At 60.4% G+C, this 18278-nt stretch carries 19 protein-coding genes and 5 tRNA genes; 19 read left to right on the forward strand and 5 right to left on the reverse strand.

Annotated features, from left to right (window positions below; genetic code table 11):
* The first annotated feature begins 136 nt into the window (after window positions 1–136).
* The 4 genes from GWQ31_RS16510 to GWQ31_RS16525 all read left to right on the forward strand — a co-directional run bounded on the left by GWQ31_RS16510 (window position 137) and on the right by GWQ31_RS16525 (window position 2520).
* Window positions 137–1351 carry a UPF0149 family protein gene (locus GWQ31_RS16510; RefSeq protein ID WP_275909835.1) on the forward strand — a complete coding sequence of 405 codons (1215 nt, stop codon included), beginning with the start codon at window positions 137–139 and terminating at the stop codon, window positions 1349–1351.
* A gap of 170 nt (window positions 1352–1521) precedes the next feature.
* Window positions 1522–1992, forward strand: coding sequence for a MarR family transcriptional regulator (locus GWQ31_RS16515; RefSeq protein ID WP_005311250.1), 471 nt, complete (start codon window positions 1522–1524; stop codon window positions 1990–1992).
* Window positions 1989–2177: a DUF4250 domain-containing protein gene (locus GWQ31_RS16520; RefSeq protein WP_125599244.1), complete on the forward strand. Its 189-nt coding sequence runs from the start codon at window positions 1989–1991 to the stop codon at window positions 2175–2177. The genes GWQ31_RS16515 and GWQ31_RS16520 overlap by 4 nt, the downstream gene beginning before the upstream one ends.
* A gap of 163 nt (window positions 2178–2340) precedes the next feature.
* Window positions 2341–2520, forward strand: coding sequence for a hypothetical protein (locus GWQ31_RS16525; protein WP_005311246.1), 180 nt, complete (start codon window positions 2341–2343; stop codon window positions 2518–2520).
* A 98-nt stretch (window positions 2521–2618) separates the two neighbouring features.
* Here GWQ31_RS16525 and GWQ31_RS16530 read toward each other — a convergent pair whose 3' ends face one another.
* Window positions 2619–3206 (reverse strand): FMN-dependent NADH-azoreductase, encoded by a 588-nt coding sequence (locus tag GWQ31_RS16530; RefSeq protein ID WP_275909836.1) that lies wholly within the window; start codon window positions 3204–3206, stop codon window positions 2619–2621.
* A gap of 226 nt (window positions 3207–3432) precedes the next feature.
* Here GWQ31_RS16530 and GWQ31_RS16535 point away from each other — a divergent pair, with 226 nt between their 5' ends.
* From GWQ31_RS16535 to GWQ31_RS16550, 4 genes are all read left to right on the forward strand, one after another.
* On the forward strand, window positions 3433–4323 hold the full coding sequence (locus GWQ31_RS16535) for a DMT family transporter (RefSeq protein ID WP_042871757.1): 891 nt from the start codon (window positions 3433–3435) through the stop codon (window positions 4321–4323).
* A gap of 87 nt (window positions 4324–4410) precedes the next feature.
* The gene (gene purT / locus GWQ31_RS16540; RefSeq protein WP_275909837.1) at window positions 4411–5589 is read left to right on the forward strand and encodes a formate-dependent phosphoribosylglycinamide formyltransferase; all 1179 of its coding nucleotides are present in this window, start codon (window positions 4411–4413) and stop codon (window positions 5587–5589) included.
* Window positions 5590–5695: 106 nt separating this feature from the next.
* Window positions 5696–6355 carry a hexitol phosphatase HxpB gene (gene hxpB, locus GWQ31_RS16545; protein WP_017412079.1) on the forward strand — a complete coding sequence of 220 codons (660 nt, stop codon included), beginning with the start codon at window positions 5696–5698 and terminating at the stop codon, window positions 6353–6355.
* Window positions 6356–6513: 158 nt separating this feature from the next.
* Window positions 6514–6717 (forward strand): CPXCG motif-containing cysteine-rich protein, encoded by a 204-nt coding sequence (locus GWQ31_RS16550; protein WP_017412080.1) that lies wholly within the window; start codon window positions 6514–6516, stop codon window positions 6715–6717.
* An 83-nt stretch (window positions 6718–6800) separates the two neighbouring features.
* Here GWQ31_RS16550 and GWQ31_RS16555 read toward each other — a convergent pair whose 3' ends face one another.
* Window positions 6801–7418 carry a riboflavin synthase subunit alpha gene (locus tag GWQ31_RS16555; protein WP_275909838.1) on the reverse strand — a complete coding sequence of 206 codons (618 nt, stop codon included), beginning with the start codon at window positions 7416–7418 and terminating at the stop codon, window positions 6801–6803.
* Between the two features lie 130 nt (window positions 7419–7548).
* On the opposite strand from GWQ31_RS16555, the gene GWQ31_RS16560 reads away from it, so the two are divergent.
* The 8 genes from GWQ31_RS16560 (at window position 7549) to GWQ31_RS16595 (ending at window position 10901) form a co-directional block, all read left to right on the forward strand.
* Complete coding sequence (locus tag GWQ31_RS16560) at window positions 7549–7755, forward strand: YaeP family protein (RefSeq protein WP_005311233.1); 207 nt, start codon at window positions 7549–7551, stop codon at window positions 7753–7755.
* Window positions 7756–7907: 152 nt separating this feature from the next.
* Window positions 7908–9260 (forward strand): MATE family efflux transporter, encoded by a 1353-nt coding sequence (locus tag GWQ31_RS16565; RefSeq protein WP_275909839.1) that lies wholly within the window; start codon window positions 7908–7910, stop codon window positions 9258–9260.
* Window positions 9235–10281, forward strand: coding sequence for a DUF3080 family protein (locus GWQ31_RS16570; protein WP_275909840.1), 1047 nt, complete (start codon window positions 9235–9237; stop codon window positions 10279–10281). Before GWQ31_RS16565 ends, GWQ31_RS16570 begins: the two co-directional genes overlap by 26 nt.
* Window positions 10282–10434: 153 nt before the next feature.
* Window positions 10435–10511, forward strand: a tRNA-Val gene (locus GWQ31_RS16575).
* 13 nt (window positions 10512–10524) lie between these two features.
* A tRNA-Val gene (locus GWQ31_RS16580) sits at window positions 10525–10601 on the forward strand.
* A gap of 18 nt (window positions 10602–10619) precedes the next feature.
* Window positions 10620–10696 (forward strand) — tRNA-Val (locus GWQ31_RS16585).
* Window positions 10697–10713: 17 nt separating this feature from the next.
* Window positions 10714–10790, forward strand: a tRNA-Val gene (locus tag GWQ31_RS16590).
* A gap of 34 nt (window positions 10791–10824) precedes the next feature.
* Window positions 10825–10901, forward strand: a tRNA-Val gene (locus GWQ31_RS16595).
* Window positions 10902–11089: 188 nt separating this feature from the next.
* On the opposite strand, the gene GWQ31_RS16600 is transcribed toward GWQ31_RS16595, so the two are convergent.
* Entirely contained in the window at window positions 11090–13528 is a 2439-nt protein-coding gene (locus GWQ31_RS16600) for a DNA polymerase II (protein ID WP_275909841.1), read from the reverse strand.
* 185 nt (window positions 13529–13713) lie between these two features.
* On the opposite strand from GWQ31_RS16600, the gene GWQ31_RS16605 reads away from it, so the two are divergent.
* The 3 genes from GWQ31_RS16605 to GWQ31_RS16615 all read left to right on the forward strand — a co-directional run bounded on the left by GWQ31_RS16605 (window position 13714) and on the right by GWQ31_RS16615 (window position 16140).
* Window positions 13714–14205, forward strand: coding sequence for a prolyl-tRNA synthetase associated domain-containing protein (locus GWQ31_RS16605; RefSeq protein WP_275909842.1), 492 nt, complete (start codon window positions 13714–13716; stop codon window positions 14203–14205).
* Window positions 14206–14401: 196 nt separating this feature from the next.
* Window positions 14402–15628 carry a GGDEF domain-containing protein gene (locus GWQ31_RS16610; RefSeq protein WP_275909843.1) on the forward strand — a complete coding sequence of 409 codons (1227 nt, stop codon included), beginning with the start codon at window positions 14402–14404 and terminating at the stop codon, window positions 15626–15628.
* Window positions 15625–16140 (forward strand): GNAT family N-acetyltransferase, encoded by a 516-nt coding sequence (locus tag GWQ31_RS16615; RefSeq protein ID WP_275909844.1) that lies wholly within the window; start codon window positions 15625–15627, stop codon window positions 16138–16140. Before GWQ31_RS16610 ends, GWQ31_RS16615 begins: the two co-directional genes overlap by 4 nt.
* A 96-nt stretch (window positions 16141–16236) precedes the next feature.
* Here GWQ31_RS16615 and GWQ31_RS16620 read toward each other — a convergent pair whose 3' ends face one another.
* Together GWQ31_RS16620 and GWQ31_RS16625 are read right to left on the reverse strand one after the other, a co-directional pair.
* Window positions 16237–17097, reverse strand: a complete 861-nt coding sequence (locus GWQ31_RS16620; RefSeq protein ID WP_275909845.1) for a PA4780 family RIO1-like protein kinase — start codon at window positions 17095–17097, stop codon at window positions 16237–16239.
* A gap of 178 nt (window positions 17098–17275) precedes the next feature.
* Window positions 17276–18271: a lauroyl-Kdo(2)-lipid IV(A) myristoyltransferase gene (locus GWQ31_RS16625; RefSeq protein WP_265421737.1), complete on the reverse strand. Its 996-nt coding sequence runs from the start codon at window positions 18269–18271 to the stop codon at window positions 17276–17278.
* Window positions 18272–18278 lie beyond the last annotated feature (7 nt).

The raw sequence follows: 18278 nt of genomic DNA on the forward strand, positions 1-18278 counted from the left end.
TGCCCTTCTCCCGCATGATTTTCGAGGCCGTTTTCACGGTTTATGGCGATATAATCGTCATTCGACCGGTGCTTTACTGCAAATACCCCCACTTTTGGGTAGACTGCGCCGCTGTTCAAATCCAGAGGAACTGTCGATGAATCCATCCACTCGTACCCGTCATCTCAATCAATGGATCCAGACCCACAGTGGGCAGGACATGACCTACCCGGCGCTGCATGGTTTTCTGTGTGCCCGTCTGGTGGGGCCGGATGCCCCTGACTGGCAGGCCCCGCTGGCCGGTCTGTTGCCACATGACGCCGAACTGGATGAGAAGAGCGCAGAGGCGCTGCACCATCTGATCGCCGAGCTGGAAGCTCAGGCCGACGAGGCCCAGCTGGCCTTGCCAAGCCAGTGCCGCCTCTCTACCGACGGCCCGGAGCAAGTGTTCGAGCAGAGTCACCCCCTCGGCCAGTGGTGCTACGGCTTCAGTCAGGGATTTGCCAGCTGGCCCAAGCCCAAGGATCTGAACGATCCCACCACCCAGTATCGTTTCAGCCTCGCTGCCGAACTCAGTCTGTTTCGCGACAAGCCCATGGCCCAGATGCTGCACGCGGCCGCCGGCAGTGAGCGGCCCTTCATGGAATTTTGCAAACGCCAGCGCCAGAACATGAAGGCGGCGCTCAACCAGCTGCTGCAACTGGATGAGTATCAAGCTGTGCCCGGCACTCAGGCAGCCCTCGATAGCGAGCAGGCCGAACAGTGGCAGCAGTGGTTCGAACTGGCCGATGCTTGCCGCGATCCCCTGGCTCGTCTTGGCTGGTTTGACAAGGTGATTGACGATGCCGAGCCGCTGTTCGATGCCGCTTTCTGGCAGCAGATGGCTGGCCACGGCTGGAGTGCCCACGAGGCACGCCCGCTGCTCGCCGCCAGGGCAGGCCGCGCCGATTGCCTGTTGCGTCTCGGCCAGCTGGAGCAGGCTCGCCAGGAATATCTGGCGCTGCTCGACCTGTGTATCGCCGATGAGTTGGGTTGCCGTTATCCTCTTTCCAGTCTCTATGCCCTGCAAGGGGATTGGGCCGCCCTGCGCGCCTTGCTGGTGCGCTTCGACGAGGCTTCCAGCTGGCTGCTTTACAACAGGGCCTTGATGGCATTTGTCTGTGACGGCCCCGAGGCGGCTCAGCCGCAGCTGGACGCCGCCATCAAGGCCAATGCCCATATTCCGGCCTGTCTGCTGGGCCAGCGCAAACTCCCCAAACAGGAGCCCCAGAGCTGGCAGGCGGGTAGTCGCGATGAAGCAGCGCTCTACACACTGCAGAGCCGCGAGGCCTGGCTCAAGCACAACGCCTTGATCTGGTTGCGTAAAGGCTGAGCAGCCAGTCGTATAAATCAGCTTCGAACAGACCCGGTTGCGGCGTATGACGTGCGCAACCGCACATTTCTCTGGTGCATGTTCAGACAAACGCCCTTGTGTTACGTATCATCAAGGTCAAAGTATCAAGAGAAACTGCACTCGATGCAGCCGTCACAGCAGGATGTCATATGTCAAAGATCATAGAGCTGCTTGCGCACTACCCCCCCTATCAGCTGGTTCACGCCGCCGAGATGGTGCGCGATACCTTTGAGCAGTTTTACCAGCAGCGTTATCAGCTGACGGTGCCCCAATGGCGCCTAATGATGGTGCTCGGCCCCAACTACCCCATCAGCCAGAAAGAGCTGGTGGAGGCGAGCGGGATGGACAAGGTGCGGATCTCCCGCGAAATCCACCGACTGGTGGAGAAGGGGATACTGTTTACCGAGAGCAGCGAACAGGACAAGCGGGTCAGCCTGGTCTCTCTCACCCATGCCGGGCTTACCCTGTTCCAGCAGCTCAAGACCGAAGCGGGCAGCTGGCAGCATACCCTCACCGATTACCTGCCTGCCGAAGCGCGTCAATCCATTCGTCTGCACCTGCAAAGTGTCAGCGACGCCATCGAACAACTGCACCTGCTGGATAGCGAGCACAAGTCATGAACCTGAACAATTTCGCCACCATGGATGTCAACATGCTGCTGAGCCTGGTCAATATGCAGTTGCGTGATCGTTTTGATGATCTGGACGATCTCTGCAAGGCACAGGATCTCGACCAGGAGGCCCTGGTCGCCAGGCTTGCCAGCGGCGATTTCCACTACCGGCCGGATCAGAAACAGTTCAGATAGGGATCCGGATCACAACCCGGCCAACGGCACTGGCCCCGGCGCTAAAAGCTGATATGGTGATGATGACACCGTGGAATGACACCCAGCGACATGTATGGATACATCAAGCTGTCATACACGGCCGTTAGCCTCTGACCCGTGACACGCCAGCCAAGGACGACCCATGATGATCCTGACCCGACAGACCACCCTGATCACCCTCTGCGCCATTCTCATGATCAGTTTGTTTTCCCCCAGCCTGCCTGACAGCGCCGAGCAGTGGCTCAGCACCTTGTTGCTGGGCTCTCTGGTCGCCGTGTGTCTGATGGTGGGCAGCGGCTGTCGTCACTTCATTCAGGATTGACCCGCCCCACTGGCCACTGCCGTTATACCTGCACAGAAAAAACAACGCAGCCCAAGGGCTGCGTTGTTTTGTTTGGTACGACATGGCCAGTCTCTTGATCAGAGCGCCAGGGTTTCCAGCTGCCCTTTGGCCTGCTCAATGCCTTTGGCTTGCGCATCCGGACCCATGCCCATGCCTTCGGCGTAGATGAAGTCCACGTCCTTGATGCCGATGAAACCCAGCACGGTACGCATGTAGGGGGTCACCAGATCGGTGGCGCTGCCGACGTGCATGCCGCCACGGGGGCTGATCACCAGGGCGCGGGTGTTCTCCAACAGACCGACCGGACCGGTTTCGGTGTAACGGAAGGTCACGCCGGCACGGGCAATCAGGTCAATCCAGTTTTTCAGCTGGGTCGGAATGTTGAAGTTGTACATGGGGGCGGCAATCACCACCAAATCGCTCCCTTTGAGTTCGGCGATCAGCTCGTCGGATTGTGCCATGACGGCCAGCTGACGTTCGTTCAGGTTGTCACCACCGCGCAGACCCGAGGCCAGCTCGCCGTCCAGCACCGGCAGGTTCAGGGTCGCCAGATCACGTACCGTGACAGTGTCGGACGGATGGTCAGCCAGGAAGCCGTCTATCAGGGCGTTGGATTGGGAATATTGGCCCAGGATGCTGGACTTGAGTACGAGGATATTGGCCATGGTGAAACTCCATTTGGTTGTCGGTTGAACAGCTTGGCTGTCGATGGAGGTCACTCTAAACATTGAGCTTCTCTGCGGATAGCGAAAATAGATGCTCAACTTGTTCAAAATTTTTGAACTTAGTTCATTCTATCGCCAACGGCCCCATGGCCAACCGCCCAATGCTTGGCAGAACAAACGATTGCCGTTATGATCCGCCGCACTTTTTTCCAGCGACCCGGATCCCATGGCACCCTCGCGCAGGCACTCTCCTTTTGCCGGTGCAGTCTGGATGATGGTGGCAGGCCTCTGCTTTGCCGCCGTCAACAGTCTGAGCCAATATGTCAGCTTCAAGCTCGGCCTCCCCTCGACCCAGGTTGCCTTTCATCAATACCTGATCGCTCTGGTGTGTCTGCTGCCCTGGCTGGTGCGCCACGGCCTGCGTCAATCTCTGATGACCAACCAATTGCGTCTGCACCTGCTGCGAGTCGCCCTGGCCGTGGTCGGCATCCAGTTCTGGCTGTGGGCGCTGGCGGTGCCCGTGCCCATCTGGCAGGGGATAGCGCTCTTGATGACTTCCCCTTTGTTCGCGACCCTGGGTTCTGCCCTGCTGCTCAAGGAGCAGGTGAGCCGGGCCCGCATTCTGGCAACCCTGGCGGGCTTTGTCGGCGCCATGGTGATCCTGGCCCCCTGGACCGATGATTTCAGCTGGGCCTCCCTGCTGCCGGTGGCGGCCGCCCTGTTCTGGGCCGGTTACTCTCTGCTGGTGCGCTATCAGGCAGCAAGCGAGTCATCCCACACCATAGTGGTCTATCTGCTCATCTTCAGCACCCCCTTCAATGCCATGCTGGCCCTGCCGGAGTGGCAGTGGCCGAGCGAAACCCAGTGGCTGCTGGTGGCGGTGTCAGGGGTACTGTCGGCACTGGCCCAGATGTCCATCGCCCGCGCCTACAGCGTGGCCGAGGCTTCGTTCGTACAACCCTTTGATTTTGCCAAGCTGCCCATGAACGTGCTGGCAGGCTGGCTGGTGTTTGGCTGGGCGCCCCCCGGCCGATTGTGGCTCGGCGCTGCCATCATCATTGGCGCCATCACGCTGCTTACCCATCTGGAGCAGCGCGCCCATCAATCTGTTTCCTGAGGTACGCCATGCGTGCCTCTTTTTTTGCCTGCTATTGCTGCCAATAGCGACAGCGACATTGTGACCATCGACATCAGGAGAGATCGTATGTTTGGAACCGCCACCCGCCCCAGCGCCACCCGCGCCCTGCTGCTTGGCTCGGGAGAACTCGGCAAGGAAGTCGCCATCGAGTTGCAACGGTTCGGGATCGAGGTGATCGCCGCCGACCGTTACCCCAATGCCCCCGCCATGCAGGTGGCGCACCAAGCCCACGTGCTGGACATGCTCGATGGCAATGCCCTGCGCGCCCTGGTCACCCTGGTCAAACCCGATCTCATCATTCCTGAAATCGAGGCCATCGCCACCGATACCCTGGCACAGCTTGAACAAGAGGGGGTCAAGGTGGTGCCGAACGCCCGCGCCACCCAGCTCACCATGAATCGGGAAGGGATCCGCCGGCTGGCCGCCGAAGAGTTGGGTCTGCCCACCTCCCCCTACCGTTTTGCCCAGAGCAAGGAGGAGTTCATCGCCGCCGTTGAGGCCATCGGCCTGCCCTGCGTGGTAAAACCCGTGATGAGCTCGTCGGGCAAGGGTCAGAGCGTGCTGCAGGATCTCGCCAAACTGGACGAAAGCTGGACCTACGCCCAGGAGGGTGGCCGTGCCGGTCGCGGCAAGGTGATTGTCGAAGGCTTCGTCCCCTTCGAGTACGAGATCACCCTGCTCACGGTGCGGGCCGTGGATGGCATTCATTTTTGCGACCCCATAGGCCACCGCCAGGAAGATGGCGACTACCGCGAATCCTGGCAGCCACAGGCGATGAGCACCCTGGCGCTGGCCCGCTCCAAGGAGGTCGCCGCCAAGGTGGTCGGGGCGCTTGGCGGTTATGGCCTGTTCGGGGTCGAGCTCTTCATCAGGGGCGACGAGGTGTGGTTCAGCGAAGTTTCCCCCCGCCCCCACGACACCGGCATGGTGACCCTGATCTCTCAGGATCTCTCCGAATTTGCCCTCCATGTACGCGCCATCCTGGGGCTGCCCATCGGCACCATCACCCAGTACGGGCCGAGCGCCTCGGCCGTGGTGCTGCGGGATGGTCACAGTCAGAACATCCGCTATCAGGGCATTGGGGAGGCGCTGGCATTGGTATCGGGCGCCCAGCTGCGGTTGTTTGGCAAGCCCGAGATCGCCGGTCGCCGCCGGCTCGGGGTCGCCCTGGCCCGTGGGCAGCAGTGTGAAGAGGCGGTGGAAAAAGCCAAGGCGGTCGCCGCCCGGGTCGAGGTGATTTGTTGACCACAACCGGTTGCTGACGTGATCAGGCGCAAGGGGCATGGCAATGCCCCTTTTGCATTTGCCCGTCAGGCTTATAATCCCCCTTCAAATTTGTCAGGAGTACAAGATGTTAGCTGCCGTGATCTTCGATATGGATGGTGTTCTGATCGACTCGGAACCCTTTTGGCAACGGGCCCAGATGGCCGTGTTCTCCGGGCTGGGTCATCCCCACAGCGAGGAGGATTGCAACTCCACCATAGGCGTGCGCATCGACCAGCTGGTAGCGCACTGGTATCGGCTTCGCCCCTGGGTGGGCCCCAGCCAGGAAGAGGTGATGCAACGCATCCTGGATCAGGTCATTGCCCTGATCCTGAGTGAAGGCCAACCCAAGGAGGGGGTGCTGGAGGCGCTGGCACTGATGGAGGCACAAGGGCTCAAGATTGGGCTGGCAACCTCCTCCCCCTTCACCATGGTCGAGGCGGTGCTCGGCAAGCTCGGTATCCGTGATCGCTTTCTGGCGGTGCACTCCGCCGAGGTGGAGCGCTTCGGCAAACCGCATCCGGACGTTTACATACACGCGGCGGAAAAACTCGGGGTAGAACCGGTACACTGTCTGGCCATTGAAGACAGCTTCACCGGCCTGCTGGCGGCCAAGGCGGCCTCCATGAGAGCGCTCATAGTACCGGACCCGGCATTGGTCGGCGATCCCCGTCTGGCCATTGCCGATCACCAGCTCAGATCCCTCGGTGAGTTGAATGCCGCCACGCTGGCCAGCTGGGTGGCATAGGCTCCCGCAGACAGCAATGGCACTAAATGGCACTAAAGGGACCAGATCGCCGTATCCCCCTGACCACTGTCATAAACGTGCGCTTGCTCGCGGTTAACTCCCTCACGGCCAACTAGAATCAGGGAAGATAGGCGGCCTGAGGGCCCGAGGAGGTCACCATGATCGAGTACACCAGCAAGCGTATCGTCTGCCCCCACTGTGGCCATCATACCCGGGTCGAGCTGGATGCCAGCCAGGGGGATCAGGAGTTCTACGAAGATTGCATGGCTTGTTGCAACCCCATCCACCTGCGGCTGCATCTGGACGAAGCCCGTGACTGCCTGCAACTGTTTGTGGATGCAGACGACGAGCAGATGTTTTGATTGCGAGTCATCAAAATTCGAGCGTTCAAAAGGGCCTGCAATGCAGGCCCTTTTCCATGGCATGTCGGAAGCTTTCGCCCAGGTCAGGCCAACTGGCGCGCAGCCAGTACCCGCTCCACCGTATCGACGATGGCCTGGGTTTGGGGATCGATCTCGATATTGGTGTGCCAACCGGCTTTGACCCAACCCAGGTTGGTACGAGCCAGGGTCTCCGGGATCAGATTGACGCAAAATTCACTCTCTCGCACCTCACCCACTGTCAGGCTGATGCCGTCGATGCCGATGTAGCCTTTGGTCAACACGTACTTCATGAGCGTGGGGGCAAGGCGATACCATACCTGACGATTGTTGGGGGTGTCTATGACCGAGATCACTTCCGCCGTGCCCATGATATGGCCAGACATGGTATGACCGCCGATCTCGTCACCAAAGCGGGCAGCCCGCTCCACGTTGACCTTGTCCCCCTCTTGCAGCGTGCCAAGGTTGGTCAGGCGCAGGGTTTCCTGGATCAGATCGAAGCTGACCAGATCGCCTTCCACCCGGGTGACTGTCAGGCAGCAGCCGTTATGGGCCACGGAGGCCCCCAACGCCAATCCCTCACCCCAGGCCAGGCTTGGCATGCGGATCACATGGGTGCGAAAGTTGGGAAGCGCTTTGATGGCAACCAGTTCGGCGGTCCCCTGCACTATGCCGGTGAACATGTCTCTTCTCCTGCTACGAAAAAAGGCAGGTTAACCCCGGCCCGCCGCCCAGACAAGCACGCCTGCTGACAAGCTTGCCCCCGATCGCTATAGTGACGGCGTTCACATTCGGGTTAATGAGGAAGAAATAATGCAGGTATATCAATGTTGTGAGGCCATTCGCATCGCCTATAACCAGATTGGCTCAGGTGAGCAGGGTTATGTGCCGCAGGCCATAGCGGCGACCATCAGGGCCCTCAATGCTGTGGCCTCCGACGAGCGGGTGCCGGCCGAACTGCGCCAGGAAGCCGCCTATGCCGCCGCCAATCTGCTGATCAGCGATCATCAGGACGCCTGATCCGGGCAGAAAGCCTGCCGCCAACCGTTTCGCGGCGGGCGACTTTCAGGCTAGAATGACACCCCCGCATTTTGTCTCCTCCCGGTGAGGGGGCAAAAGCCCATCCTGTTATCCGTTCTTGCTCTTTTTATCTGATCCACTCGGAGGTGTCAGTGCAACGTTATTGGTCCGAGGCGAGGCAGCTCGTTCGTTTAGCCAGCCCCATTCTGGTCGCCCAAGTGGCCCAGATCGCCATGAACTTTGTCGATACCGTGATGGCGGGGCAAGTCAGCGCCGTGGATCTGGCGGCCGTGTCGGTCGCCACCAGCTTCTGGTTGCCGATCATCTTGCTGGTGCAGGGCATCATAATGGCGCTCACCCCCATCGTCTCCCAGCTCAACGGGGCTCGCAAACGGGACGAGATCCGCCCGGCCGTGCATCAGGGCTTCTGGCTGGCGCTCATGGTCACTCCCATCGCCATGATAGCGCTCTATTTCAGCCCGCTGACCCTGCAATTCATGGACGTGGACGCCGTCATGGCCACCAAGACTGCCGGCTATCTGCATGCCATCTTGTGGGGGCTGCCCGCCTTCGTGCTGTTCCAGGTGCTGCGCAACTTCAGTGAGGGACTCTCCCACACCATGCCCACCATGGTGATAGGTTTCGTCGGGCTGGCGGTCAATATTCCCGCCAACTACATCTTCATCCACGGCCATTTTGGCATGCCAAAACTCGGCGGTGTCGGTTGTGGGGTGGCCACCGCCATCGTGCTGTGGGCCATGCTGCTGGCAATGATCATCTATGTGAAACTCTCCCCTCACTTCACGAAGATCAACCTGTTTGTCCAGCTAGCACGCCCCAATGGCAGCCGGATCTGGCGCCTGTTCCGACTCGGCTTTCCCATTGCCATGGCCATCTTCTGCGAGGTGACCCTGTTTACCGTGGTGGCCCTGATGCTGGCCCCGTTCGGAGCAGAGACGGTAGCGAGCCACCAGATAGCGCTGAACTTCTCCAGCCTGGTGTTCATGCTGCCGCTCTCCATTGGTGTGGGGGTGACTATCCGGGTCGGCCACAGCATAGGGGAAGGCTTGCCGGACCACGCCCGGGTCGCGGCCCGTACCGGCCTCATGCTGGGCATGGCGGTCGCGGCCTGCACCGCCGCCCTGACAGTGCTGCTGCGTGAACAGATAGCGACCATCTACACAGACGACATGCAGGTGATCACGCTGGCGGCTACCTTGCTGTTCTTCGCCGCCATCTATCAGGTCTCCGACTCGGTACAGGTGGTAGCGGCCGCGGCGCTGCGTGGATACAAGGACACCAAGGCGATTTTCTACGTCACCATAGTCGCCTACTGGGGTCTGGGCCTGCCTACCGGCATGCTGCTGGGACTGACCGATTGGGTCGTACCTCGCATGGGGCCGCAGGGCTTCTGGGTCGGTTTTATCGTCGGCCTGACCGGTGCAGCCCTGATGCTGGGCGCCCGTCTCAAGGTGATCTATGGCCGTTTCGGCGCCCATCCGTAACGGACTGATCTGGCTGTGGGGGATGCAGCTGGCAGGCTGTACCCCCACCATAGAGGATCAATTTGCCACCTATCAAACCAGGGTGGCCCATGTACTGAGTCTCCCGTCCACTCCCTCTCCCGTCATTACGCTGGTGCCCTTCCCCGCCCAGCGGGAACTGCAGCGTCCACTGCCAGATCTGCGCATTGGCCTGCTCGATATCTTGCCCCTCAACCAGTGTGGCCTCGGCACCCTGGTGGCCGAACGCAACGGCCCTGTCGGGCGCAGCACGGATAACTTCAGCCAGCTGGCCTATGAGTGGCAACTGGTGCAGGGGCTGGCACGCTGCAAGACACAGGACCCCGAGGTAGCACAGTGGCTGGACAGTCTGCGACAACAGAAAGCGGCCATGTTGCCGGATCGCTTCTGGAATGCGCTGGTCAGCACCCCGGAGCTGCGCCGGGTGCTGACCCCCAGACGAACCTCCTTGTCGCTGACCAGCACTCTGCTGGAGACCCGCCAGGCACTGGGTCAGTTGCAGCGCTGGCAAGAGGCGGTGGCCCGTCCCGACCATGTGACGGCATCCCTGCCTCCGTTGACGGATGCGCTGGAGAGCCTCTACCGATCGGATGCCCTGCCCCGGCTGCTCTATTCACTGCCGCTGGCCACGGCCTGGCTCAACCAGATAAGTGCACAACTGGAGCCTTTGCCCATCACCACACTCTGCCCGGCCACGGATCCACAGCGACAAGATCGTCTGCGGGGTGCAATGACGCACTACTATGCCAGGGGGCTGCAACCCTGGCTGGCTCAGCTTGATCGCCAGTTCCGCCAGATTTCCCCTTCCCTGGCCGCCCTGTTTGACAATGCATCCCCGCCAGCCCTGCAGGCATGGCAGACAAGCTACGCCAGCGGGCTGGAGAGCCGCGTCTGGCTGGATTTTCGCGCCGCCACAGTGCGCCATGCCAAGGCCTGGCAAGGGGTCTTTTTGCGCTGTGAAGCACCCGGCGGCAAGCCCCCCCTGCTACCCAAGTCCGGATAGGGTGTGCCTGTAAAATCAACAGGCTGCGCAAGAACTCGGCAAACGGTCTCCTTTGTGCATACCGCCTGTTGACAGCCTTTGGGGGCATGGGTAGTATGCCGACCACGTCAGCAGTGCTGGTGTCATGAAGCGGTCATTACCGATTCTTGCAGTGGGTTTATAGCTCAGTTGGTTAGAGCACTACCTTGACATGGTAGGGGTCGTTGGTTCGAATCCAATTAAACCCACCACTTTTTCTGTGATGCGTCCTTAGCTCAGCTGGTTAGAGCACCACCTTGACATGGTGGGGGTCGGTGGTTCGAATCCACTAGGACGCACCATCACAGAATACCGAGTATGCGTCCTTAGCTCAGCTGGTTAGAGCATCACCTTGACATGGTGGGGGTCGGTGGTTCGAATCCACTAGGACGCACCATAATAGATTGCAGATGTGGGTTTATAGCTCAGTTGGTTAGAGCACTACCTTGACATGGTAGGGGTCGTTGGTTCGAATCCAATTAAACCCACCACTCCCCTGCAAACAGAAGTCGCATTGCGCACCCTGCGTCCTTAGCTCAGCTGGTTAGAGCATCACCTTGACATGGTGGGGGTCGGTGGTTCGAATCCACTAGGACGCACCAGATTAAAAAAGCCCGCTCCATGAGCGGGCTTTTTGCATGTCAGGGCCACCTGCATCGCTACGGGATCAACAGGCCGGGCCCGTGCGCCCTCCCCTTGATGCTGTACTGAATAAGCCGCCTCACGACCCAACTTGCTGACCTCTCTGCTTCCCCTTCGTTGCCCTGTCACAACACACTGTCTGACGGGACTAGAACAGATCCAGCTGCTGGCCGCAGATCCGCTCGAATGACTCGCCGATAAACGGCAGTATGGCATCCGCTATGGGTCTGATCTGCTTGTCGATGTAGTGCTCGTAGTCGATGGCACTGCGCCTGTATTCCAGCGGCTCAGGCCCATTGAGGGTCATCAGATAGGAAATGGTGCCCCTGTGCTGGTAGCGCTGGGGCTGGCCCCGGCGCAGGTTCTCTTCATCGGCCAGCCGTGCCGCCCGCACATGGGGCGGGACGTTCTTCTGGTACTCCTCCAGCTTCTGGCGCAGCCGCTTGCGGTAGATGAGCAGATCATCGTGCAAGCCGGCCCGAGTCTCATCCACCATGGTGCGCACATAGCCGCTGGGATCTTCATCGTGAAACACCAGCTCATAGAGCCTGGTCTGGAACTGTTTGGCCAGCATGGTCCAGTCAGTGCGCACCGACTCGAGCCCCTTGAACACCAGTTGTTCCGTCCCCTCGCTCGCCTTGCCAACCAGACCGGCATACCGCTTCTTGCTGCCCTTCTCCAGCCCGCGAATGGTCGGCATCAGAAAGCGGCGGTAGTGGGTCTCGTACTGGATCTCCAGATGACTGGGCAGGTCGAACTCGCGCTTGATCAGTGCCGTCCAGTTGTCGTTGATCATCCGCGCCAAACCATGACCAATCTCATCGGCCTGCTGCGAGCTTGTCTCCCTGGCCAGGTGGACGAAAGTGGAGTCAGTGTCGCCGTAGATCACCTCGAAACCTTGCGCCTCAATCCACTCCCGAGTCTGCTGCATAATGCTGTGACCGCGCAGGGTGATGGAAGAAGCAAGCCTGGGGTCGTAGAAACGGCAGCCCCCCGAGCCCAGCACGCCGTAGAAGGAGTTCATGATGATCTTGATGGCCTGGGAAAGCGCCTTGTTGCTGGCCGCCTTGGCCCTGTCCCGCGCCGCCCACAGGGTGGCGATGAGATCCGGCAGGAAGTGGCGAGTACGGGAGAAGAGGGCGCCGCGAAAGCCGGGGATCGCCTCATCAGGATGCTGCAGCCCCTCCACCAGCCCCATGGGGTCAATACAAAAAGTGCGGATGATGCTGGGATAGAGGCTCTTGAAATCGAGCACCAGTACGTGGCGATAGAGACCGGGTTTGGAGTCCATCACATAGCCGCCGGGGCTTGCCAGCCCGCCGTCGGCAGGCAGATTGGGGGCCACATAGCCACCGCGATGGAGCCGCGGCAGATAGAGGTTGGTAAACGCCGCCACAGAGCCACCGACCCTATCGAGCTCAAGGCCGGTAAGGGAAGCCCGCTCGATGGCAAAGGGAATGAGGTGGCAGTAGTCGAAGATCTCCCATACCAGCCTGCAATCTTCCAGGTTGTAGCGGGCCAGCGCCTCCTTGTCGGAGTGGAACAGTTCGGTGATCTTCTCCCCCCGATTGGCCACATCCTCGATATCCTTGCCGCGGCCGAGCAGCTCGCTTGCTACAGCATCCAGGCTGTAACTGGCAAACTGCCAGGTGGCGCTTTTCAGGGTATCTATGCCGTCGAGCACCATGCGCCCCGGTATGATGACATTGCCGGTCTGGGGATCGTTACGCGATGAGCGCCAGAAACAGAGCTCCCGCCCCCGCCCGAGCCGCAGCCGCCGCTTGTTGAGCTCGGCGCGGCGCAGCAGCAGCCGAAAGTCAAAATTCACCACGTTCCAGCCGATCACCAGGTCTGGATCATGCTGGCTGAACCACTGCTCCAGCGCCCCGAGCAAGGCATTCTCGTCCGCCACCCACTCCAGGGTCGTGCTCCACTCATCCGCGCCGACCTCGGGGGAGCCTATCATGATGACGCGGGCATCCTGCTCGCTGTAGAGCCCCACCGAAAAGAGGGCCCCGTCCATGGCACACTCCACATCCAGAGATACCCAGGAGAGCGTCGGCGTCACCGCCTGCGGCGCACAGCGCGCCTCGTTCACCTCCCAGTAACCGTGCTTGCCCCCCTTGCGCGCCGTTTTGCCGCCAAAGCGGACTCCGGCTGTGATGAAGCGCTCCATCAGAAACCGCTCCGGCAGCCGGATATCCGCCTCGAAGTGCTCCAGCCCGCGGATCAGCAACAACTCGATGGCACGGTGAAAAGCGCTCAAGGTGGAGAAATAGCAAGCCACCACGGCACGCCCATCGAAGGTGTGCATGGGCAGGCGCCGAAACCGCCCGCTCACGCCTGAGCCCTTGAACAGCTCGGCCGCTTCCTGCATGTGGCTCTGTGGCAGGAAGAACAAAGGCTCCTGCCCGGGCACCACCAGCCGTACCGGCCCCTGCGCACTCCAGAGCCACATCACGATTTCGGTCGTTGCTGCGTGCCCGTTGCGTCCGCGCACGTCCCGACCATGGCGGGTCAGGATGAAGCCGTCCAGGGGCGCGTTTGCAGGAGCGGTCGTCGTCACGGTGGGCTGGGTCGCAATCATTCAGGATAAAGGGGCCGGTTTTGGGATGGGAGTATTGTACGTTCATACAGTGCTTGCCCGCAATCGTCATGCCAGGCTGCACCGCAAGGCTCATGCTGGTAAGCTCGAAGACGCGCACACGTGGGCAAGCGTGCTGTCACTGGCATACCTGCTTGCACCGGTTCACCCCATACAAGGAATCCATAGTGGCACTCTATTCCCTGCTGGATCGGCTGGTCATTCCCTACCAGCGATTCGATCACCCTCCCGTCTTTACCTGTGAGGAGGCGAGTCGGCTGTTGCCTGACTTGCCAGCCGCCAGGACCAAGAACCTGTTTTTACGCGATCCCAAAAGCGAGCGGCTGTTTCTGGTGGTCACGCCACAGGAGAGCCGGGTCGATCTCAAGGCGCTGGCTGCCAAGCTTGGAGTCAAGCGACTGAGCTTTGGCTCCCCGGAGCGGTTGCATGCCGCGCTCGGTCTAACCCCGGGTGCCGTCACCCTGCTCGCCATGGTGCGTGATACGGAGCAGGTGGTGGAACTGGTGGTGGATGAGCAAGTCTGGCAGGCCGAACAGGTGCAGTGCCATCCGCTGGTCAATACCGCCACCCTGCTCATCCGGCTGGACGATGTACGCCGCCTGCTGACCCATCTGGGCCGAGAAGCCACCGTCATGATCCTGCCAGTACTGGCTGAGTGACGGGCAGCGGATCAGGGGTTGCTTTTCCCCACACACGCATCAGCGGCTGCCAGGGCGGTCGCGTCGCAGTGATGCATGGCTGGATGCTTAAGCCATTGATAATGGGTTGGATTCATGCTGTGATCCAGCACTGCCAGCTATCGACCTCATAGGTCGGGACGCGGTTAACAGGTGGAAGAGCCCTGAGAGACCCTTGATGCATAATCTGTTTTCCTCCGCACAATTGCTGAGTCTGGTACTGTTTGTCACGCTGTCCCATGTCGGGGTCGCGGTCATTTTTGCCTATGTGTGGCATACCCAGCGCCGCATCAGGGGCCTGCTCTACTGGTCTGTCAGCGAACTGGCCATCGCCGCTTCGTTCTGCGGCCTGCTGCTCCGGCCGCTCGAGGGGGATATCTCCCTTGCCAACATACTGCTGACCAACCTGCTGCTGCTTGCCGCGCCCCTGCTGTATGAGCGGGGCTTGCGCCACTTCTTTCGACGCGAGGCAGACCAGCTTGGCTGGCTCTGCCCTGCCATAGCGCTCATCGGATTTGTGCTGTTTGCCCTGACCGCCAGCCTGCGGCCCCTGTCTGACGTCCACAGCCGGATCATGGTCCTCTCCGCCGTGCTCTCCCTGCAATTCGCGGTACTGATCTGGCAGCTCTGGCGTTATCAACGTCTGGCCCCCCTCTATCGGGTATTGCGCTTTGCCATACTGCTGCTCGGTCTGCAGTTGCTGCTGCAGCTGCTCCGGATAGCCAAGCACCTCTGGCAGCCGGAACTCAACGCCAGTACCTTTACCGACCCCTTGCTCGGCCCCGTGATCCTGCTCAGCCTGCTCTTTACCATAGCCCGCAGCTATCTGTTGCTCAGCCTTGTCCATACCCGCCAGCAACAGGCACTATTGGCGACCCAGCGCGAGCTGGAGCGGCGGGCCAATCAGGATGAGCTGACCGGTCTGCTGAGCCGCCACTATTTTCAGCAACTGTTGCAGGCACAGGTCAGTGCAGGCGCCAACCCCTGTCAGCTGTTGCTGATCGACCTGGATGACTTCAAGCAGATCAATGACCGGCACGGTCATCCCGCCGGGGATGCCATGTTGCGGCTGGTGGGTCAGGTGATACGCACTACCCTGCCACGGCAGGGGATAGCGGGGCGACTGGGGGGAGACGAGCTGGTCATTTTCTTGATGGAAAATCCGCAAACGCTGCCACATTACTGCCACACCCTGCAGCAACGGATCGCCCAGGCCACCTCGCAGCTCGCTGGCGGTCCCATCAGCATGAGCATAGGCCTGACGTCGCTGCAGCCAGGAGAGTGCTTCGAGCAGGCATACCCCAGAGCGGACAGGGCGCTCTATGCGGCCAAGCAAGGGGGGCGACAACGGACCTGCGTACAGGAGGAGCCGCAACTGCTACAACCCTTGGTCACTGGCTCGTGAACAGGCAGTCGACCATAGAGTGCCGCCCGGCGCAACCTGACGATGTCCCCGCCTATCGCAGCTATGTGACCGAGTGCGGCGAAGCCGGTCTGCCGCTCTATCAGGTGGCGCAATTTGACCCTGACGGCTGGCTGCAAAGCCAGCTCGATCACGCAGAGGGCCGTCATCTGCCCATGGGGTATCTGCCCACCACTACCTACTTTGCACTTGAGGAGGGGGAGATACTCGGTACACTGCGGCTACGCCACGGTGACAACCCGGCCACGGCGCAATGGCTTGGCCACATAGGTTACGATACCCGCCCCTCCCGCCGCGGTGAGGGCGTTGCCCGCACCCTGCTGCGCTGGTTGCAACAAGATGTATTGACCGGCCCCGTCCTCATCAGCTGCGACGAAACGAATGCAGCCTCCCTCAAGATCATTGAAGCTGCCAACGGACAGTGGCTGGATCGTCGCTACCATGCAGGGGATGACTGCTGGGTACGGTTTTACCGCCTCCCGCCCCTGCGTTGAGCCGCGAGCCAGATGCCGCGTCAAACGGCAGCCATAAACAACATGAGCGCCCGAAGGCGCTCATGTTGTGACTGATGACGTGATGATGAGTGGCGATCAGTAGCTGTCTTCCTGCTCGGCGTTCATTCGGGCCAGACGGGCATGGGCTTCCTCTTCAGCACTTTCGATCTCGTGCAGCACGGAATCGATATCGATGGCCTCTGTGCTCTCCTCGAACAGGCCGGTCAACTCGCTCTCCGGGGTCAGCTTGCCATCTTCGAACAGGGCCCACATCTCCTTGGCGTAACGGGTATTGAGCAGCTCGGGGGCATACATGCCGTAATAGTTGCGCATGTTGTTGACGTCCCGCTCCAGCATCGCCTTGGCCTGGTTGTTGGCGGCGGCATCCACCACCTGGGGCAGGTCTATGATGACGGGACCCTGGGCATCTACCAGCACGTTGAACTCGGAAAGATCCCCGTGGATAAGGCCCGCACAGAGCATGCGCACCACATAGCGGATCACCTTGTCGTGATCGATGACAGCCTGCTGGGGTGAGAGTGCCACGTCATTGAGACGGGGGGCCACATTGCCATCCTCGTCGGTGATAAGCTCCATCAAGAGCACACCGTCGAGACAGACATAGGGCTGCGGTACCCGCACACCAGCCGCCGCCAGCTTGAACAGGGCATCCACTTCTGTGTTCTGCCACACCTCTTCGTGCTGTTTGCGACCGTACTTGGAGCCTTTCTCCATGGCGCGGGCGCTGCGACTGTTACGCACCTTGCGCCCTTCCTGATACACCACGGCCTGCTTGAAGCTACGCTTGGACGCCTCTTTATAGACCTTGGCGCAGCGGATCTCGTCGCCGCAGCGCACCACATAGACGTCGGCCTCTTTGCCGCTCATCAGCCGGCTGATGACGTCATCGACCAGGCCGTCATCAACCAGAGGTTGGATTCGATTTGGAATTTTCATGGCCGCCCTTTTACCCTATTTGCGCCTCAGAAGATAGCCCCTATGAGGCCAGCTTGCATATCCCTGTTCCTTGACACCTTCCAGTGCCCCATTTGCCGCTGTTTTACTCACCAAACTGCTTAAAGGACAAGCGCTTGTCACCGCTGTCATCTCAGGTCGCCAGCCAGTGTCTTTCCCTTCAGGGTTCAGGTGGCAGACCGCTGCGGATCCGCTTAATTCCCTCTTCGTAGAGACCATCCTCCCCTTCTTGATGTTCCTGGGTTTCGAAGATCTTGAGAAACCACATGTACTGCTCTGGATACTGGCTCAGCTGCTGCTCCACCATGCGGTTCATGGCATTGACGTCGGCGGTCAAATCGTCCGTGGGATATGGATCAAACGGGGGTTCAATCTCAAGCCGGTAGCACTCTTCATCCTCGTCATAGCAGGCGAGGATGGGCACAGCACGGGCACCGGTCAGCTTCACCAGCTTGGGCAGGGCTGGCAGAGTCGCCTTGGGGTGACCGAAGAAAGGGATGAAGATGCTCTTCTCACGACCATGATCCTGATCCGGCAGATAGAAGAAGTTGTAGCCGCTGCGGATGGACTTGATGGCCGGTTTGATGCCGACACTGCGCTCATACACCTTGCCGGCTTTGGATCGCTCGCGGTTGATATACCAGTCAAACACCTGATCTTTCGGGCTCTTCATCATGGTACAGAGCGCAAGCCCCTCATCGGTCAGGTAGCGGCCAATCATGTCCACCGCCCAGGTGTGAGGCACGACCAGTATCATGGTGCGCCCGGCGGCCAGCTCCGCCTCTATATGCTCCCAGCCCCGTACCTTGATGCGGCTTTTGAGATGCGCGGAGCTGCGCAGGGTCAGCTCGCCAAAGCCCATGAATGCCTTGAGACCGGTCCGGATCGCCTTGAGCAGCAGCGCCTTACGGCCCGCGTCATCCAGCTTGGGAAAACAGATCTTGAGATTGGTCTCGGCAATGTAGGCCTGCTTTTTGGAAAGTCGCAGCAAGGCCGGGGCCACGGCATTGGCAAAACGCCCGCGCACACCGTGAGGCACCCATGCCAGCAGACACAAAAAACCAAGCGCCAGCCAACTGCCCCACCAGCGCGGATGAAGCAGACGGGCATGAAATGAGGTATCAAAAACCGGATCGTGTGAAGACATCGCCGCCATCAAGTCA

Source organism: Aeromonas sp. 2MA4 (genome assembly GCF_029237305.1).
In the GTDB taxonomy this organism is placed as follows: domain Bacteria; phylum Pseudomonadota; class Gammaproteobacteria; order Enterobacterales; family Aeromonadaceae; genus Aeromonas; species Aeromonas salmonicida.

Coding starts and splice junctions, on each gene's coding strand:
- GWQ31_RS16510 (WP_275909835.1), top strand. CDS start 137: ATGAATCCATCCACTCGTACCCGTCATCTCAATCAATGGATCCAGACC.
- GWQ31_RS16515 (WP_005311250.1), top strand. CDS start 1,522: ATGTCAAAGATCATAGAGCTGCTTGCGCACTACCCCCCCTATCAGCTG.
- GWQ31_RS16520 (WP_125599244.1), top strand. CDS start 1,989: ATGAACCTGAACAATTTCGCCACCATGGATGTCAACATGCTGCTGAGC.
- GWQ31_RS16525 (WP_005311246.1), top strand. CDS start 2,341: ATGATGATCCTGACCCGACAGACCACCCTGATCACCCTCTGCGCCATT.
- GWQ31_RS16530 (WP_275909836.1), bottom strand. CDS start 3,206: ATGGCCAATATCCTCGTACTCAAGTCCAGCATCCTGGGCCAATATTCC.
- GWQ31_RS16535 (WP_042871757.1), top strand. CDS start 3,433: ATGGCACCCTCGCGCAGGCACTCTCCTTTTGCCGGTGCAGTCTGGATG.
- purT (WP_275909837.1), top strand. CDS start 4,411: ATGTTTGGAACCGCCACCCGCCCCAGCGCCACCCGCGCCCTGCTGCTT.
- hxpB (WP_017412079.1), top strand. CDS start 5,696: ATGTTAGCTGCCGTGATCTTCGATATGGATGGTGTTCTGATCGACTCG.
- GWQ31_RS16550 (WP_017412080.1), top strand. CDS start 6,514: ATGATCGAGTACACCAGCAAGCGTATCGTCTGCCCCCACTGTGGCCAT.
- GWQ31_RS16555 (WP_275909838.1), bottom strand. CDS start 7,418: ATGTTCACCGGCATAGTGCAGGGGACCGCCGAACTGGTTGCCATCAAA.
- GWQ31_RS16560 (WP_005311233.1), top strand. CDS start 7,549: ATGCAGGTATATCAATGTTGTGAGGCCATTCGCATCGCCTATAACCAG.
- GWQ31_RS16570 (WP_275909840.1), top strand. CDS start 9,235: ATGGCCGTTTCGGCGCCCATCCGTAACGGACTGATCTGGCTGTGGGGG.
- GWQ31_RS16600 (WP_275909841.1), bottom strand. CDS start 13,528: ATGATTGCGACCCAGCCCACCGTGACGACGACCGCTCCTGCAAACGCG.
- GWQ31_RS16610 (WP_275909843.1), top strand. CDS start 14,402: ATGCATAATCTGTTTTCCTCCGCACAATTGCTGAGTCTGGTACTGTTT.
- GWQ31_RS16620 (WP_275909845.1), bottom strand. CDS start 17,097: ATGAAAATTCCAAATCGAATCCAACCTCTGGTTGATGACGGCCTGGTC.
- GWQ31_RS16625 (WP_265421737.1), bottom strand. CDS start 18,271: ATGGCGGCGATGTCTTCACACGATCCGGTTTTTGATACCTCATTTCAT.